The organism is Kitasatospora sp. NPDC101176 (assembly GCF_044768035.1).
Classification (GTDB): domain Bacteria; phylum Actinomycetota; class Actinomycetes; order Streptomycetales; family Streptomycetaceae; genus Kitasatospora.
The window spans coordinates 34803-51747 of record NZ_JBIWPA010000041.1 but is presented as its reverse complement, the minus strand read 5'-3'; the positions used below and the strand labels follow the sequence as shown (position 1 = coordinate 51747).

Genomic DNA, 16945 nt, shown 5'->3' with positions numbered 1-16945 from the left:
TTGCTATGCTTCTTTCGTCCGAACGAAATACTTTGCGGCGCCGGCACCGCCATGCCCGCCGCCGGACCCTCCACCACCAGACGCCCGGACGCCCGACTTCACACCGAGGGCCCGCCCGCCCGTAGCGACACCAGCGCCCGTCCGGCACCACCCGGACCGACCGCCGCCCAGCCGCGTCCAGTCACCGTTCACCGCAGGGATCGAGGAAGAACCGTGTCCGAACACCGCACCCCCCTACCCACTGGCGCCCCGCCCGTGACCACCCCCGCGCCCACCCCGCCCGGTCACCGCCGCCGCGCCCTGGCGATGCTCGTCCTGATCGTCGCCTCCTTCATGGACCTGCTGGACGCCACCATCGTCAACGTCGGCCTGCCCGCCATCCAGGAGGACGTCCACGCGACGCCCGGCCAGCTCGAATGGGTCGTCGGCGGCTACACCCTCGCTTTCGCCGTCGTCCTGATCACCGGCGGGCGCCTGGGCGACATCCTGGGCCGCAGGAGGGTGTTCGTCGCCGGCGTGGCCGGTTTCACCGCCTCCTCGCTGGCGGCCGGCCTCGCCACCAGCGGCGACACCCTCGTCGCGGCCCGCGTCGTCCAGGGCGCCTTCGCCGCGCTCATGGTCCCCCAGGTCCTGGCCTCGGTGCAGGCCCTCTTCAAGCCCCGGGAACGCGCCGCCGTCCTCGGCATCATCGGCGCCGTCTCCGGCATGGCCGCCGTCGCCGGCCCCCTCCTCGGCGGCTGGCTCGTCTCCGCCGACGCCTTCGGCATCGGGTGGCGCGGCATCTTCGTGATCAACGTCCCGATCGGCCTCGCCCTGCTGGTGGCCGCCCTCCTCTGGGTGCCCGACACCCGCTCCGCGCACCCGCTGCGGCTGGACGTCCCCGGGCTGCTGCTGGCGTCCTCGGGCCTCTTCCTGCTGGTCTTCCCGCTGGTCGAAGGCCGGGAGGCCGGCTGGCCCGGGTGGATCACGGCCATGCTCGCGGCCGCCCCGCCGGTGCTCGCCGTCTTCGTGGCCGACCAGCGGCGCCGTATGCGCCGCGACGGCTCGCCGCTCGCCCCGATGCACCTGTTCGCCGACCGCGGCTTCACCGCCGGCAGCATCGTCCAACTGTGCTTCTCCGGCGCCATGGCCGGCTTCTTCCTGGTCCTCGCCCTGTACCTGCAGCTCGGCCTGCACTTCTCCGCCATCGCCTCCGGACTGACGCTGCTGCCCTTCACCGCGGGCGCCTTCCTCGGCTCCGGCGCCTCCGTGCCGCTGGCCCGGACGGTGGGCAAGCCGCTGGTGGTCGTCGGCGCGCTGATGCAGGCCGGCGGAATCCTCTGGGCACGCCAAGTGATCGACTCCCACGGCGCGGGCCTGTCGGGTTGGGACCTGCTGGGGCCGCTCGCGCTGGCCGGCCTGGGCCTCGGCTTCCTCGTCGTCCCGCTCGTGGACCTCGCGCTCGCCACCGTCGCCGGGCCCGACGCGGGCGCCGCCTCCGGCGTCTACAGCACCTTCCAGCAGTTCGGCGCCGCCCTCGGGGTCGCCGTCACCGGTGTGGTGTTCTTCGGCCGGACCCACGACGGCTTCGACCCCACCGCCCTACGGACCGCCCTGCTCGCGGGCGCCCTGGTCTGCACCGCCGGCTACCTGCTGGCCGCCCTCGCCGGCCTGTTCCTGCCCGCGAGCCGACTGGCCCACCACGACGCCCGCGACGACGAGGACGAGGCAGCGGCCGACACCCTGCCCGCCGCTCACTGACCACTCGCCCACAGCACGCACAGCACCCACAGAAGGCAGACCACCATGGACAAGACCCCCGGCACCCTGACCGCCGACGACGAACTCACCCTGCAGACCGCCGCCCACGGCGTCGTCTGCCTGATGGCCGTCTCCGACCCCGGCGCGATCTCCTCCACCAGGGCCGGCATGGCGGCGGGCAAGGCCATCACCTCCGCGACCGGCCTGGTCGGACGCGTCCTGGCCGCGAAGCCCAAGGGCCTGAAGTTCGACGGCAGGTCGACCGCCGACATCGCCGACCAGGTCTTCGACGCCGTCCGCCGCTCCCTCGCCCTGCTGGACGCCAAGGCTCCCGACGAGACCGACAACTTCCGCGCCGTCCTCACCACCGCGATCGACGCCGCCCGGCAGGCCCGCCCCCGCCCCAACCCGGCCCAGGCCGCCATGGCCGCCAAGATCACCGCCCTCCTCGACGCCTCCTGAGGGCACCACCCACGGGATCCGCACGCCGCTTGCCCCACCGGCCCGGGCGCGCGGATCCCGGCGTCTCCGACGGCACCGGAGCCCCACCGGCGTAAGGGAGTTCGGCCAGGAGGTCGTGAGCCGCCCCAGGTCCTGCGCACGGCCCACCAGGGCGGTGTCGTCCATCCGTCACGTCAACCGCCGGGACGGACGTTCCGTCAGGAGGTCGGCTTCGACGGGCCGGAGAGTCGACCGCGCACGACAGGGCCCCGCCGGGACACCTGCCCGGCGGGGCCCGTCGTCACGCTCGCCCTCGGCCCGCTACGCGGACCGCGGCGCGGCACCGGTCAGGCGCGGCGCCGACTGAGCCGTACGGCGGCCGCACCGGCCGCGAGGAACGCGGCGGAGAGGCCGAGCAGGACGGGGGTCCTCGACGAGGTGCCGGTCTCGGCCAGCTCGCCGTGGTGGTGCCCGGCGTGCTCCTCGTGCCCCGAGCCGTGGTGGCCGGGCGTCGACTCGTGGCCGCCGCCGTGGGGCTGCTTGTGGGGCGGACGGCCCGAACCCTCCTCCTGCGCGACGAGCTTGATCTTGTTCAGGTTGAGCGCGTTCTGCTGGTTGGAGAGGTTGTTGTTCTGCTTGGCGGACTGGTGGTTGAGCGCCGTGTTCTGGGCGCTGTTCTGCGCGGAGTTGTTCGAGTTGCTGGTGGCGCTGTTGTTCGCGCTGTTGTTGGCGCTGTTGTTGGCACTGTTGTTGAGGTAGTTGGCCACGAAGTTCTGCACGATGACGTTCACGTCGACGTGCTGGTCCTGGCCCTGGTTCTGGCTGGAGTTCTGGCCCTGGTCCTGGCCTTGACCCTGGTTCTGGTTCTGGCCCTGCCCCTGGTTCTGGTTCTGCTGACCACTCTGGCCCTGGCCCTGCTCCTGACCCCCGTGGTCACCGTGCTCGCCGTGGTCACCATGGTCCCCGTGGTCCCCGTGGTCACCATGGTCACCATGGTCACCATGGTCACCATGATCCCCGTGGTCGCCGTGCTCACCGTGGTCGCCGTGCTCCCCGTGGTCACCATGGTCACCGTGGTCGCCGTGCTCCCCATGGTCGCCGTGGTCCCCGTGGTCCCCGTGTCCGGGCGGGACGTCGGGGAGGCAGTGGCACTCGCCGGGGCCGGGGCCGCCGATGTGCCCGTGGCCCTCGTGGCCGGGGCCGGCGCAGTTCTCGCCCTCACCCGCTCCCTTCTGCGAGGAGAGCGTGGTCGGCGCCTGCTCCGCGGTCCGCTCCCCCTCCTCGGCCTGCTGGCCGAATCCGGCGGCCCCGTCCGCCTGCATCCGCTCGGTCTCCGTCCCGTCGGCGGTCGCCGCCTCCGCCTCGTCGCCCCCGTCGGCCGTGCGGACGACCGGCTCCGCCCTCAGGTCGCTGCGGCCGGTGAAGCCCCAGGCGCCGCCCGCCGACGTGCCGCCCTCCTCGGCCATGCGCAGCAGGCTGGCGACCCATTCGCCCTGGGCCGCCGCCGGGCCCTGGTCGGCGACGGGCGAGGCGTAGGCGACGCCGCCCGTGCCCCACACGAGGGCGGCCGAGGTCAGCCCGGACAGGACCATGGCGGTGATTCGAGTACGCATAGTGCTCCCAGATGATCCGCAAAACGGATCTTCCGTCTACAGGGTCCCGCCACCCGCAGGGGACGAGCGTCGCGGCAAGGGTCACCGCGACGGCCCAACGAAGTACGGCTAACGGGCGCATGCCGCCCGGTGGGCCCGATCCGGCGCTCACGCTCGCGCGGCGGGCCCGCGACCCGACCCGGCCGTCACCCGGACCGACCACCCTCCGCCGCCGCACGGAGCCGCCCCGCGGAGCCGGTGCGCGACCGGTCCGGAGCCCGCCGACAACGGGCGCCCACCGCCTGACCGGGTGAATCCGGTCGGGGATCTCCTCGGCCTCGTCCTCGCAGCCCGGAGGCCATCCGTCACGGTGCGCGACCGCCGGGCGGCATGCGGGGCCGCTGATTCGTGGTGACCATCCGTTCCATGAGCCTTTCGATCCCGACAGCCGTCCTCGCCGGCTGCACCACCGCGCTGCTCTTCCAGCCCGTGGCAACCGCCGTGGACGGTTCGAGCAGCCCCTCCGCCTCGGTGCGCACCTCCGCCGGAGGCGGTTCCGTCACCTCGCTGGCCCTCGGTTCCGGCGGTGCCGTCGCGCCCCGGGCCACGCGTCCGTTCCAACTCCTCGGCGTCGTCTGGGACGGCGCCCCCGACGCCCTCGCCCAGGGGTCCGTGCGGGTCCGCACCCGTGACCACGCCACCGGCCGCTGGAGCGACTGGCAGCAGCTGGAGGCCGATGCCACCGACGCCCCCGACGACGCGTCCCGCGGCGCCACCGCCCCGCTGTGGACCGGCCGCAGCGACGGCGTCGCGGTGGACGTTCGCCCAGGCCCCGCCGGTCTCCCCCGCGGACTGCGGGTCGAACTCGTCGACCCCGGGCGGGGGGCGACCACCAGGGAGAGCACGACCCTGCCCGAGCGTCCGGCCGGATCCACCAGCACCGCTCCGCGCCCCGGCATCGTCACCCGCGCCGGCTGGGGGGCCGACGAGTCCATCCGCGAGTCCGGATTCGTCTACACCGGCACCGTGAAGGTGACTTTCATCCACCACACGGCGACCTCGACCGACTACGCCTGCAGCGACGCCCCCGGGATCATCCGGTCGATCTACGCCTACCACGTCCAGAGCAACGGCTGGCGCGACATTGGCTACAACTTCCTGGTCGACCGCTGCGGCACCATCTACGAGGGCCGCGCCGGCGGCGTCGACCAGCCCGTCCTGGGCGCCCACACCCTCGGCTTCAACACCAACTCCTCCGGCATCGCCGCCATCGGCACCTACGGCTCGACCACGCCGCCGCAGGCCCTGCAGGACGGCCTGGCGAAGATCTCGGCCTGGAAGCTCGGCCTCACCGGCCAAACCGCGGGCGACGCGACCCACCTCACCTCCGGTTCCTCCGCCAGCCTCTACGCCAGTGGCACGAGCGTCGAGTTCAACACCATCTCCGGCCACCGCGACGGCTTCGCCACCGAGTGCCCCGGCGGTGCGCTCTACGCCAAGCTCCCCGACATCCGCGATACCGCGCTGAGCCTCCAGGGCGGCTGAGCCCCCACCGGGCACACGTGACGGCCGGCCCCCGACCGCCCGTCAACCGCCGCTGCCGGCCCCCGCCCGCACCCGGAGACCCGGTGCGGGCAGGGGACGCGGCCGCGCCGCCGAAGGCGCTCCGGCCCGGGTCCCACGGCGGTCGCCGGACGTCACTCCTTGACGGTCCAGGTGTTCAGGGCGCGGTCGCGGACGTCGGCCTGCGGGTGCCGGCGCAGCGCGTGCAGGGCCGCTCGCCACTCGGCCGACCACTGCCGGCCGGGGCCGTACGCGGCCACCAGCCTGACGGCGAACAGCCCGGCGGCCAGGCCGCCGTCCTGCGTCAACCGCCGGACGGCCGCCAGGACGTACGGCGACGGCGGCGCCCCGCCCTCCTCCGGACGCAGCATCTCCGCGGCCTGCCCGGCGAGGAGCGGGCGGCCCGCCAACACCTCGGCGAGCTCGACGAGTTCGTCACCGAGGACCGCGGACTCCAGGTCGATCGCGTGGCAGAGCCGGGGGACGGCCTGCGGGAGCAGGGACGGCTCGGTCATCAGCACCGCGGCCACCGCCCGGGCCTTCGCCCGGCCGTCGGCCGTCATCTCCGTGAGGTAGGAGTGCCGGCTGCTGAACTCCTCGATGCGCTGGCGGGCCGCCTCGTCCCGGCCCTCGTCCGGCGCAGGCCCACCGGCCCGGACGACGTCGATCAGGCCGCTCAGGGTCCGTTCCAGCAGGCTCCCGCGAGCCACCCCACCGAACGGGTGCGGCGCCCCCGACCAGGCGACCCCGTTCACCGCCCGCGCGGCGGCCCGCCACCGCTCCCGCTCGGCCAGGTCGGTGACCACCGGGACCATCGCGGCCACCACCTCCGGGGCGTAGCGCCCCCAGACCGCGAGCTTTCCCGCGCCCAGGCTCGCGACCGGGCCGTCCCCCGCGAGGGCCAGCCGGCCGAGCACCTCGGCGTAGCGGCGTCGGTCGTCGGCCGGCAGAGTGTGCGGGTCGAGCTCCGCGCCGAGCACCGTCCGCAGCTCGGAGGTGCCTTCGGCGATCTCCGTCAGCAGGCCCCAGAGCGGGAGGTCGGCGGGGCGGGCCACGATCTGCTCGACCACCACCCTCCGCACGTCCTGGTGCTGTTCCGGCGCCCGGTGGGCCGCCTCCAGCAGCGCGGCCGCCGCGGGCAGCGGCAGGTGTGCGGCCGCGAGCCGGACGGCCTGCTTGCGGCTGGTGACCTTGGCCGTCGGGTCCGTCACGATCCGGGCGAACGCCGGACCGAGGTCCTCGGCCGGCGTGAACCGGGCGGCGCGGCCGGCCGCGTACACGGCGACCCGGGCGCGCTGGTCACCGGCGTGCCCGAGCAGGACGGGTAGCACCTCGGCGGGCCGGGTGGTCCACGGCAGCGCGGCGAGGGCGGCCTCTGCGCAGAGCACGTCGGTGGAGTCGACGTACCGGAGCAGCAGGTCCAGGCCGTGGCCGGGCAGGTGCGCGGCGGCCCGCAGGGCGGCGGTCCGCTGCGGGGCCGTCGTCGCGGGTTCGTCCACCGTCCGCGCCACCTGGGCGGCGGCGGACCGCACCTGACGGTCCGTCCAGCGGTCGGCCGAACGGAGGTCCAGTGGAAGGCCCAGCGCGTCCGGCCCGGCGCTCCCGGCCGCGAGCAGCGGGCCGAGCAGGTCGGTGCGGACCCGGGTGAGCACCTCCTGCACGGCGGGGAGCGCGGCCGTGCAGGGCGCCGTCCCGATCAGGCGGGTCACCCGTTCCCCGCGGGTGGCGGCGTCCGCGAGCAGGTGGTTCACCGCCCGTTCGAACTCCCGGTCGTCGACCGGCACCCGCTCCAACAGGGCGATGACGGTGGGGAGTCGACGCGACGCGGGGCGCAGACCGCCGACGACCGCGAGCAGCAGGGCGGTCGATCGCTCCAGCGCCGGGCGCAGTTCGGCCAGAACCGCCGCCTGGCGGCTCCTCGGAAAGGCCGGTGCGCCCGGCCCCGTCCGCTCGATGGTACGGACGGCCCAGTCGACCAGGGCCCGGGCGGCGCCTCCCGCGTGCTCGGCCAGCACCGAGCAGGCCAGCCGGGCGAGTTGGGTCCGCGTGTAAGGCGAGCAGTCCCGCGCGGTCAGCGCGTCCTCGGCGAGGTCGGCCAGGGGTCCGGCCGCGCCGGTTTCGAAGAGCCGCGGCGGCAGGCCTGCGACCGCCGCCAGCGCCTCGCCGCGAACCATGTCCTGTTCGTTCCGCAGGCGCCGGAGCAGGACCAGGACGTCCCGGACCGCGCCCGGCTCGCCGGACTGCCCGGCCTGCGCGACGACTTGGCCCCAGGCGTAGCCCCGCTCCCAGGACTCCGCCGTCCTGGTCTCCGCCAGCAGCCGGGGCTGCGCCTCGGCGGTCGGGAGGAAGACCAGCAGGCCGAGCTCCTCCGGATCCTCGGCCAGCCGGGCCCGGGCCCGGGCGGTGCGCTCCGGCGCGGGCAGGGTGGCCAGCACGTCGCCGGAGTACCCGCGAGGGTAGACCGGCGACACGGCCACCACCGCGTCGTGCAGCTCCAGCCTGACGGCAGGCGGCAGCCGGCGGGACAGCGCCGCGTGGTCGGCGGGGCTGCGGTGGGCCAGTTCGGTGAGGAGCGGCAGCGGAGCCGCCGCCAGCCGGCGGGCGAGCGCGGGCCGCAGCACGGGATCGTGCCGGTGCCGGCCCGCGGCCACCAGCACCCGGGCCGTCCGCTCCGGGGCGTGGGCGGCCAGCACCGCGAACCTGTCGCGCAACGGCGCGGGGATGGTCGGCCGGTACTGCGTGGCGGGGTGGCGCTCCAGCAGGTCCAGCGCCCTCCCGGGCAGCCGGCCGGCGGCTGCGCCCAGCCCGACGGCGTGCCGCCGCCAGAACCCCGGCCGCTCACCGTGGGGCAGGTCGTCGAGGAGGCGTTCCGCCTCGTCCAGCACCGCCGCCGGGTGCCGTTCCCCGAGCGAGCGGGTGAGGACGACGGCGTGCGACAGGCCCGGCAGTTCGCGCGCCACGAAGGCGGGCGAGCAGACCGGCAGCAGGCGTCCCGCCTCGGCGGCTCCCCACTGCTCCCGGAGGACGGGCACCAGCCGCTCGGCCACCGCCGTCCGGCCGGCCTTCAGGACGGTGCGGATCAGCTCGTCCCTGATCGCGGTCGGGGCGGCGCGCACCGCCCGTTCCACCGTCTCGTCCGGCACCGGGAGCTCCCGCACGGCCCGGTGGGCGTAGCGGCGCACCACCGGGTCGGGGTCGGTCAACCGGCTCGCGAGGTACGGGAGTCGCCGGCCGGTCAGGGCCGCGACCGCGGCGATCCGCTGCTCGTAGGGGCCTCCGGTGGCCAACTCGTCCAGGAGGTCGTCGAGGTGGCCCGACTCGGCCAGTCGGTGGGCGGCGCGGGCGACCTCGCGCAGTCGCAGGGCGTGGGGCAGGGACTCGACATCGGCGAGCAGCCGATCGGCAGTGAGGTGAGGCATCGCGGGTGATTCTGCTGCCCGGGCCGCAGCCCCGCACCCGATTTTCTGCGGGCCCCGGCCGGTGCTCGCTCGCGGGCGCCGCGGCCGGGGCCCGTCCGGGCCGGAAGCCGGGCCGGTTCAGCCGGCCAGGCCCTGGAGGACCTCGGCGCCCGGGAGCCGGGCCAGGGCGGTACCCGGCAGGATGAGCTTGCCGCGGCGCCGTCCGCTGCCGACGAGGACGTGCGGGGCGGTGACGACCGCCGCGTCGATCAGCAGGGGCCAGTCGGCGGGGAGGCCGACGGGGGTGATGCCGCCGTACTCCATGCCCGTGGCGTCGACGGCGGTGTCCATCGGCGCGAAGGACGCCTTGCGCGCCCCGAGGTGCCTGCGGACGGCCTGGTTGACGTCGAGGCGGGTGGTGGCGAGCACGAGGCAGGCGGCCAGGGTGACGTCACCGCCGCGCTTGGCGGCGACCACGACGCAGTTCGCGGACAGCTCCGGCGGCACGTCGTAGGCCGCGCAGAAGACCGCGGTGTCGGCCTTCTCCGGGTCCGTGTCGACGTACAGGACGGATCGGGCGGCCTCGGTGTCGGCCCACTTCTCCAGTGCGCGGGCTACGGGCGCGGCGAGCTCCTCGCCGACGTCCAGGGCCGGGCGGACGAGGGGGAAGGTCCCAAAGGGCGGGGTCACGTCGTCGTCGCTCACGGGGCGACTGTAGCGAATCGCCGCCGCCGGGGCGGGGGACGGCGGGGCCCGGCGTCAGGGCCCGGCCGTCCCCCGGGGGTTCAGCCCTTCGGCCTGTCCCCCGCACGGTCGACGACGCCGCTCTCCAGGACGGCGGTGGCGAAGGTGTACCCCGTGCCGTTCCCGGCGCCCGGTCCGGGGTTGCCGGTGGGCGGGAGGTCGCCCGGGCCGCCGGCGGGGAGGTCCGTCAGCAGCACCTCCCGCACCCCGAGGAAGGCGCCGGTCACCGGGTCGAAGACCAGGGACACCCGCTGCGTGCCGTTCGTGCCGACCACCGCGACCCCGTGCCGCCCGGCGGCGTCCGCCTCGTCGGCGACCACCGCCGTGCCGGGCAGGTTCGCGGCCGCCGTCATCAGCGCTCCGGCGACGGCCGGCGGCGCCGTGACGTTCATGAAGATCCTCTGGACGTCGCCGAAGGCGAGCTGGCTGCTCAGCTTCGGCGTCACCGGCATCCCCACGACCGACTTGGAGCGGTCGGCGGAGACCAGCTGCTGCATGGGCGCGGCGGGGGCGGCACCGCCGTCCCTGCCCGACGGCACGGCCAGGGTCAGCGACACCACGTCCTCGGCGGCCGCCCAGTCCCCCGGGGACCGCAGCGCGTAGCCGTACACCGCCTGGGCGTTGGCGTCGTAGAGCTCCCCGAGGGCGCGCTCGTCCCCGGCGCGCAGCCGCGCCCGTGGTGACAGTTCCATACCCCCACCCCTGTCCGCATTCTCCATGATCCTCCGGACCCCGGGGTCACCCGCGCCCCCGGCGGAGCACGACAGAGGAGTCCGGCGGAGCGACGGTCCTGCGGCGGACCACCGCCCGCCGGCACGGAAGGCACTGCGCGCGGCCCCGCACCGCACGGACGACCGGACGGCGTGCGGGAGGCAGCAGGGCCGGCGCGGAGCGGACGGCGAGGTCAGCGGTCCGGGAAGCGGTGGCGGCCGACGAGGGCGACGAATTCGTCCCAGAACGCGGCGTCGGCCTGCCCGTCGCTCCCGGGGACCGCGACGCCCGCCACCGCTTCCGGGCGGCCGCTGCCGGCGGCCTCGCCCAGGGCGGTGCCGGACCCGAGGACGGCCATCGGCTTGCCGTGGCGCAGGGCCTCGGTGACGAACCGTACGGCGTCGGGATCGCCGGCGAGCGCGTCCGTACCGTCGGGCACGACCACGGCGTCGTAGAGCACGGAGGCGGTGGTCGGCATCGCCCGGTCGACCGCGACGTCGACGGTGTCGCGGCCGGTCACGGTTCCGCCGTGCGGGGCGAGGGTCTCGGCCGTGGCGCCCTCGGCCTGCAGCCGGGCCCGCGCGGCCTGCACCTGGGCGGTGTCCACACCGTCCGTCACCAGGACGGCGACCTTGCGGGTGTCGACGCACTCGCCGCGCTGGTTCTCCAGGCTCAGCGCGGGCGAGACCCGCACCCCGGCCCCGCCTTCGCCGCTGCCCTCGCCGCCCGCGCCGTCCACGGGCGACGGTTCGGGCACGGGCTCGCCGATGCGCCGGGCGACCTCGGCGGCCAGCTCCTGGTCCGCCCGGGTCAGGTTCGCCAGCATCCGGCGCCGCACCGCCCGGTCGCCGACCTTGCCGAGCTCGAAGGCGAACGCCGCGGTGATGTGCTCCTGTTCCCAGCCGGCCATGCTGCGCCAGAACAGCGCGGCCTGGCTGTAGTGGTCGGCGAAGCTCGGGCTGCGACGGCGGATCGCGGCGCCGTCGACGCGCTCCTGGTAGTGCTCGAACACCCCGTCCGGCAGGCGGCCACCGCCCAGGCCGAACGGGCAGCCGCCGCCCACCGAGTTCGGCGCGTAGCTCGTACCGGAGTGGACGGTGTGCTGGCCGTGGCCGTCGCGGTGGTTGGTGCGCACCTCGGCGAGCGGCCGGTTGACGGGCAGCTGGGAGAAGTTGGGGCCCCCCAGGCGGATCAGCTGGGTGTCCAGGTAGGAGAAGTTGCGGCCCTGCAGGAGCGGGTCGTTGGTGAAGTCGATGCCCGGCACGATGTTGGCGGTGTGGAAGGCGACCTGCTCGGTCTCCGCGAAGAAGTTCTCCGGGTTGCGGTCCAGCACCATCCGCCCCACCGGCCGCACCGGGACGACTTCCTCGGGGACGAGCTTGGTCGGGTCCAGCAGGTCGAACGGGAAGGAGGACTCGTCGGCCTCGGGGATCAGCTGCACGCCCAGTTCCCACTCCGGGAAGTCACCGGCCCCGATCGCCTCCCACAGGTCGCGGCGGTGGAAGTCCGGGTCGCGACCCGCGGTGATCTGGGCCTCGTCCCAGACCTGGGAACAGGTGCCGAGCTTCGGCTTCCAGTGGAACTTGACGAAGGTGCCGCGGCCCTCGGCGTCCACCAGGCGGAAGGTGTGCACGCCGAATCCCTGCATCATCCGGTAGCTGCGCGGGATCGCCCGGTCCGACATCACCCACATCAGCATGTGGGTGGACTCGGGTTGCAGGGAGCAGAAGTCCCAGAAGGTGTCGTGCGCGGAAGCTCCGGTGGGGATCTCGTTGTGGGGCTCCATCTTCACCGCGTGCACGAAGTCGGGGAACTTGATCGCGTCCTGGACGAAGAACACCGGCATGTTGTTGCCGACCAGGTCGTAGTTGCCGTGCCGGGTGTAGAACTTGGTCGCGAAGCCGCGCACGTCGCGCACCGTGTCGGCGGAGCCGCGCGGGCCCTGGACGGTCGAGAAGCGGACGAAGACGGGCGTGCGCCGGCCGGCCTCCTGGAGGAAGTCCGCGCAGGTGAACTCGGCCAGTGACGCGTACGGCTCGAAGAATCCGTAGGCGCCGGCGCCCCGGGCGTGCACCACCCGCTCGGGGATGCGCTCGTGGTCGAAGTGGGTGAGCTTCTCGCGCAGCTGGAAGTCCTCCAGCAGGGTGGGGCCCCGCTCGCCGACGGTCAGGGAGTTGTCGGTGTCGTCGACGCGCACGCCCTGGTCGGTGGTGAGCGGCCCGTCCGGATCGGGGGCCCTGGCGGCGTCGAGGGCGGTGTCCTTGGCGTCGCGCCCGTGGTGGGCGGGCGGGCCGGGGTTGGCGCCCGGGTCCGGGGCGCCGGTGACCGGGAGCGTGTGGGGGCGGCCTTCGGGCGGGCCGGGGTTGGCGGTCATGCCGTGTGCTCCTTCCGGCGACGGTCGACGGGGCGGAGGCCGGTCTGCGGGCGCCCGCCGACGGTCGGCTGCCCGGCCCCGCGGCGCCCAAACGGGACGAAGCCGTACAGATCTCCCAACGGCGTCCCGTCCCGGCGGCGCCGTCAGGGTTCCGCGGGGCCGGACGCGAGCCGGGCGGCGGTTTCGAGCATCACGGCGTGGACGAACGCCTGGGGGAGGTTTCCGCGGAGCTGGCGCTGGGCGACGTCGAACTCCTCGGCGTACAGGCCCGGTGGCCCGCACGCGGCGCGGTTGCGTTCGAACCAGCGCGCGGCCTCCACGTCGTCGTGCTGCTGGTGCTCGGCCAGGGCCATGGTGAAGCCGCACAGCAGGAAGGCGCCCTCGGCGTCCTGCAGGGGCCGCCGGTCGTGGCGGAACCGGTAGACGTGGTGGTCCGAGGCGAGGTCGGTGCGCACGGCCCTCAGGGTGGCGACGGTGCGGGGGTCGTCGGCGGGCACGGCGCCGCGGACGGCGGGCATCAGGAGGGCCGCGTCCACGGTGGTGTCGGTGGGTGAGCGCTGCCAGCGGCCCGACGGGTGCAGGCAGTCGGCGGCGGTCGCGGCGACGATGCGGTCGGCCAGCGCCTCCCAACCGCCCGCCTTGCCGCTCCAGCGGCGCGGGGCCGCCCGGGCGACGGCCCGCAGGCCGGCCGCACACGTGAGGCGGCTGTGCGCCCAGCGGTCGTCGTGCAACTCCCAGATCCCGGCGTCCGGCTCGTGGTGCCGGGAGGCGATCGCCTCGACGGCGACCAGCGCCGCCCGCCAGCCGTCGGCGTCCAGCCGGTCCTGCCGCGCGGCCGCCGCGAGCAGCAGCAGGCTCTCGCCGAACCCGTCGAGCTGGAACTGGCGGTTGACGTGGTTGCCGACGACGTCGGAGCCGCCCGGGTAGCCGGGCAGGTCCAGGGTGCGCTGGTAAGGCACCGCCTGCCCGGTGCCGGTGTAGGCCGGGGCGAGATCCGGCCCGTGCTCGAGGAGGCGGGCGGCGACGAACCGCACCGAGTCGTCCAGCAGCCGGTGCCCGCCCGCGGCCGCCGCGGCCTGGCCCACGTAGGCCTGGTCGCGGATCCACACGTAGCGGTAGTCGTAGTTGCGGCCCTGCTCGGCCCGCTCCGGCAGGCTGGTGGTGGCCGCGGCCACCGTGCCCCCACCCGGGGAGGTCAGGCCGGTCATGACCGCGTACGCGTGCCGGGCGTCGCGCCGGCCCAGGGTGCCGGCGAGATCGGGCACACCGGCGGCCCACCCGGCCTCGGTGGCCCGCCACCACGTGTCGGCGGGCGCCGGTTCGGGCAGCGGCCGGTCGGAGACCTCCAGCACGAGGTCGTGCTGCGCGCCGGCCGGCAGGTCCACGCGGGTCCGCAGCGCGGTGCCGTGGTGGCGGGCCCGCGGCGCCCCGGTCCACCGGACGTGGAGGGCGCCGGCGCGGCCCGTCCACCGGCCCCGGTCGTCCCGGCGCACGTCCTGGAGCGGGTGGGCGCCGAAGCCCGCCGCCAGGTTCAGCTCCACGTCCACGCGGGCGCCGCCGTCGACGGCGCGGATCCGGCGCAGCACCACGGCGAGGTGGGGGTCGCCGGGGTGGGCCAGCGCCTCACGGCACTCGGTGATGCCGTCGGGGGTGATCCAGCGGCTGCGCCGGACCAGGCCGCCGCTCTCGTAGTAACCGCCCCACACGAACGGCCCGCCGGGGGTGACGGTGTACCAGCCCCGGCCGCCGACCAGGGCCGCGAACACGGCGTCGTCGCCCCAGGTGGGTGCGCACATCCACACGATGTCGCCGCGCGGCCCGACCAGCGCGCCCCGTTCGCCGTCGGCGAGCAGCGCGTAGTCCCGGAGGGCGTGCGGGGGCGGAGCGCCGTCGGCTCCGGTCGGGGCCGTCACGGTCGGGCCCTTCCACCGCCCGCGTCACGCGACCCGCCCCCGGCGGCGGGTGCCGTCGCGGTCTCAGGGGTGGACACGGTACCGCTCCGCCACGTCGGCCCGGATCGTCAGGCCGAGGCCGGGTTCGCCGCCCCGGCCGGGGCGGACGGCGCCGCCGGCGGGATCGAGGGTGCCGTCGAAGAGGAGGTCCTCGATGCGGACGTGGTCGTGGAACCACTCCAGGTGGCGCAGGTTCGGCACGGTGGCGGCGGCGTGGGCGTGGGCGTGCGGGGCGCAGTGCCCGGACAGCTGCAGTCCGTGGGCCTGGGCGAGGGCGGCGGCGCGCAGCCAGACGGTGATGCCCCCGCAGCGGGTCGCGTCCGCCTGCAGGCAGTCCACCACCGGGACCATCCGGGCGAGGTAAGGCAGGTCGTAGCCGTAGCGAGGAACTCGGCCTTGTAGGTGGCCATGTCGACGCCGACCGGGCAGTCCGACTTGCAGCCCTTGCAGGCCAGGCAGAGGTCGAGCGCGTCGCGGACCTCGGTGGAGCGCCAGCCGCCGGTGACCGGTGAGTCGTCGTGGCCGGCGAGCATCTCGAACAGCAGGCGTGCCCGGCCGCGGGTGGAGTGCTCCTCCTCGCCGGTGGCCCGGTAGGAGGGGCACATCACGCCGCCCTGCCGGGTGCGGCAGTTGCCGATCCCCACGCAGCGCAGCACCGCCTGACCGAAGTCGCCGCCGTCCTCGGGATACGCGAAGTGCGTCGCCAGCGGTTCGGGCCGCCAGGAGGCACCCAGGCGCAGATCCTCGTCCACCCGGCGGGGGTCGACGACCTTGCCGGGGTTCATCCGGTTGCCCGGGTCGAACAGCGATCGACGTCCTTCCGGCCCCGCCGCTGCCGGCCGTCCCCGGTCTACGCCCGCACCAAGCGCCAGGAGCTGGTGATCACCGAGGAGTGGGCACGCCGGCTCGACGGCACCGGGGTCCACGTCCACGCGATGCACCCCGGGTGGGCGGACACCGAGGGCGTGCGGCAGTGGCTGCCCGTCTTCCGCGCGCTGACCCGCCCGGTCATCCGCACCCCGGAACAGGGCGCGGACACCGTGGTCTGGCTCGGCGCGGCCCCCGAGGCCGTGCAGTGCACCGGCCTGTTCTGGCACGACCGCCGGCCCCGGCCCATCACCCACGCCCTCGGCGCCGCGGCGGACAGCCCCGCCACCCGCCGGGAACTGTGGACCCACCTCACCGCCCTCACCGGCATCGACGCGTAGGCCCCGGGCACTCCGGCAGGAGGTCACCCCGGTACTCCGGCCGCCCGCACGGAGCGGACCCGGCCGGATGCGGGCCGCACGGCCGTCACTCCGACGGGCCGGTACGGGGGCCGAGCGCCCGCCTCCGGCATAGCGTGGCCGGCGGTGCCCGTCCGGTGGCGGGCGTGCGACGACGACAGCGGCCCCCTGGAGGTAGTCCATGCGCGCGGTGACCTACGACTCGTACGCCGGGGACAACTCCCGGCTGCAGTACGGCGAGGTGCCCGACCCGAAGGTGGGGCCCGGCCAGGTGCTGATCCAGGTCCGCGCGGCGGCCGTCAACCCGGTGGACTGGAAGGTCATGGCGGGCGGCCTGGACGGCATGATGGACACGGTCTTCCCGGTCGTCCCCGGTTGGGACGTGGCCGGCGTGGTCACCGCCGTCGGCCCCGACACGCCCGAGTTCACGCCCGGGGACGAGGTGATGGCCTACGCCCGCAAGGACGTGGTGCAGGCCGGAACATTCGCCGAGTACGTCACGGTCGCCGCCCCCGCCGTGGCCCGCAAGCCCGCCTCGCTCGACTGGGCGCAGGCCGCCGGACTCCCCCTGGCCGGCCTGACCGCGCTGCGCAGCCTGAACCGGCTCGCGGTCGGCCCCGGCGACCTGCTGCTGGTGCACGGCGCCGCGGGCGGCGTCGGCAGCCTCGCCGTCCAGCTCGGCCGCGACCGCGGGGCCCGGGTGATCGGCACCGCCTCGGAGCGCAACCACGCGTTCGTCCGCGAACTGGGCGGCGAACCGGTGAGCTACGGGGACGGCCTGGTCGAGCGGGTGCGCGCGCTCGCGCCCGACGGGGTGTCGGCGGTCGCGGACTTCGTCGGCGGCCAACTGGAGACGACGCTGGCCGTGCTCGCCGACGGCGGGCGCCACGTCTCCGTGGCCGATCCGCGGGTGGAGCAGCACGGCGGCCACTGGATCTGGGTGCGCCCGGACGGCGCCGAGCTGGCCGAGCTGGCGGCCGCCGCCGACCGGGGCGCGCTGACCGTCGAGGTCGCCGGCACCTTCCCGTTGGAGCGTACGGCCGAGGCCTTCGACGCCAGTCGGACCGGCCACACCCGCGGAAAGCTGGTCATCGTGCCCTGACTCTCCGCACCCCGCGGCCGCAGGCGCGCGGCCCGCCCGCACGGCGGACCCGGCGGCACGAGAACAGGCTGGCATGACCCGGCGAAACCGGGGCAGCAGCAG

General features: G+C 75.5%; 11 protein-coding genes and 2 pseudogenes. 5 read left to right on the top strand and 8 right to left on the bottom strand.

The window, feature by feature from the left end; genetic code table 11:
- Positions 1-255 precede the first annotated feature (255 nt).
- Positions 256-1740 (top strand): MFS transporter, encoded by a 1485-nt coding sequence (locus ACIRS1_RS35185; RefSeq protein WP_402846453.1) that lies wholly within the window; start codon positions 256-258, stop codon positions 1738-1740.
- A gap of 45 nt (positions 1741-1785) precedes the next feature.
- Positions 1786-2202, top strand: coding sequence for a hypothetical protein (locus ACIRS1_RS35180; protein ID WP_402846451.1), 417 nt, complete (start codon positions 1786-1788; stop codon positions 2200-2202).
- A 326-nt stretch (positions 2203-2528) separates the two neighbouring features.
- Here ACIRS1_RS35180 and ACIRS1_RS35175 read toward each other — a convergent pair whose 3' ends face one another.
- Positions 2529-3794, bottom strand: a complete 1266-nt coding sequence (locus tag ACIRS1_RS35175) for an LAETG motif-containing sortase-dependent surface protein (RefSeq protein ID WP_402846448.1) — start codon at positions 3792-3794, stop codon at positions 2529-2531.
- A 405-nt stretch (positions 3795-4199) separates the two neighbouring features.
- Here ACIRS1_RS35175 and ACIRS1_RS35170 point away from each other — a divergent pair, with 405 nt between their 5' ends.
- Entirely contained in the window at positions 4200-5318 is a 1119-nt protein-coding gene (locus tag ACIRS1_RS35170; protein WP_402846445.1) for a peptidoglycan recognition protein, read from the top strand.
- 152 nt (positions 5319-5470) lie between these two features.
- Here the strand turns inward: ACIRS1_RS35170 and ACIRS1_RS35165 are convergent, their stop codons facing one another.
- From ACIRS1_RS35165 to ACIRS1_RS35135, 7 genes and pseudogenes are all read right to left on the bottom strand, one after another.
- Positions 5471-8755 carry a hypothetical protein gene (locus tag ACIRS1_RS35165; RefSeq protein WP_402846443.1) on the bottom strand — a complete coding sequence of 1095 codons (3285 nt, stop codon included), beginning with the start codon at positions 8753-8755 and terminating at the stop codon, positions 5471-5473.
- 117 nt (positions 8756-8872) lie between these two features.
- A complete protein-coding gene (locus ACIRS1_RS35160; protein ID WP_402846508.1) occupies positions 8873-9424 on the bottom strand; it encodes a YbaK/EbsC family protein in 552 nt (183 codons plus the stop codon).
- 95 nt (positions 9425-9519) lie between these two features.
- On the bottom strand, positions 9520-10170 hold the full coding sequence (locus tag ACIRS1_RS35155; RefSeq protein WP_402846441.1) for a hypothetical protein: 651 nt from the start codon (positions 10168-10170) through the stop codon (positions 9520-9522).
- A 212-nt stretch (positions 10171-10382) separates the two neighbouring features.
- Entirely contained in the window at positions 10383-12563 is a 2181-nt protein-coding gene (locus ACIRS1_RS35150) for a catalase (RefSeq protein WP_402846439.1), read from the bottom strand.
- 143 nt (positions 12564-12706) lie between these two features.
- Positions 12707-14476 (bottom strand): glycoside hydrolase family 15 protein, encoded by a 1770-nt coding sequence (locus ACIRS1_RS35145; protein ID WP_402846436.1) that lies wholly within the window; start codon positions 14474-14476, stop codon positions 12707-12709.
- A 63-nt stretch (positions 14477-14539) separates the two neighbouring features.
- Positions 14540-14896: pseudogene (locus tag ACIRS1_RS35140) on the bottom strand (enolase C-terminal domain-like protein); the annotation flags it as partial.
- Positions 14896-15327: pseudogene (locus tag ACIRS1_RS35135) on the bottom strand ((Fe-S)-binding protein); the annotation flags it as partial. The pseudogenes ACIRS1_RS35140 and ACIRS1_RS35135, both read right to left, overlap by 1 nt.
- Between ACIRS1_RS35135 and ACIRS1_RS35130 the strand changes: the two are divergent.
- Both ACIRS1_RS35130 and ACIRS1_RS35125 read left to right on the top strand, forming a co-directional pair.
- The gene (locus tag ACIRS1_RS35130) at positions 15211-15723 is read left to right on the top strand and encodes a hypothetical protein (RefSeq protein ID WP_402846510.1); all 513 of its coding nucleotides are present in this window, start codon (positions 15211-15213) and stop codon (positions 15721-15723) included. The pseudogene ACIRS1_RS35135 and the gene ACIRS1_RS35130 sit on opposite strands and share 117 nt — an antisense overlap.
- A 199-nt stretch (positions 15724-15922) precedes the next feature.
- Positions 15923-16843, top strand: coding sequence for an NADP-dependent oxidoreductase (locus ACIRS1_RS35125; protein ID WP_402846434.1), 921 nt, complete (start codon positions 15923-15925; stop codon positions 16841-16843).
- Positions 16844-16945: the final 102 nt, after the last annotated feature.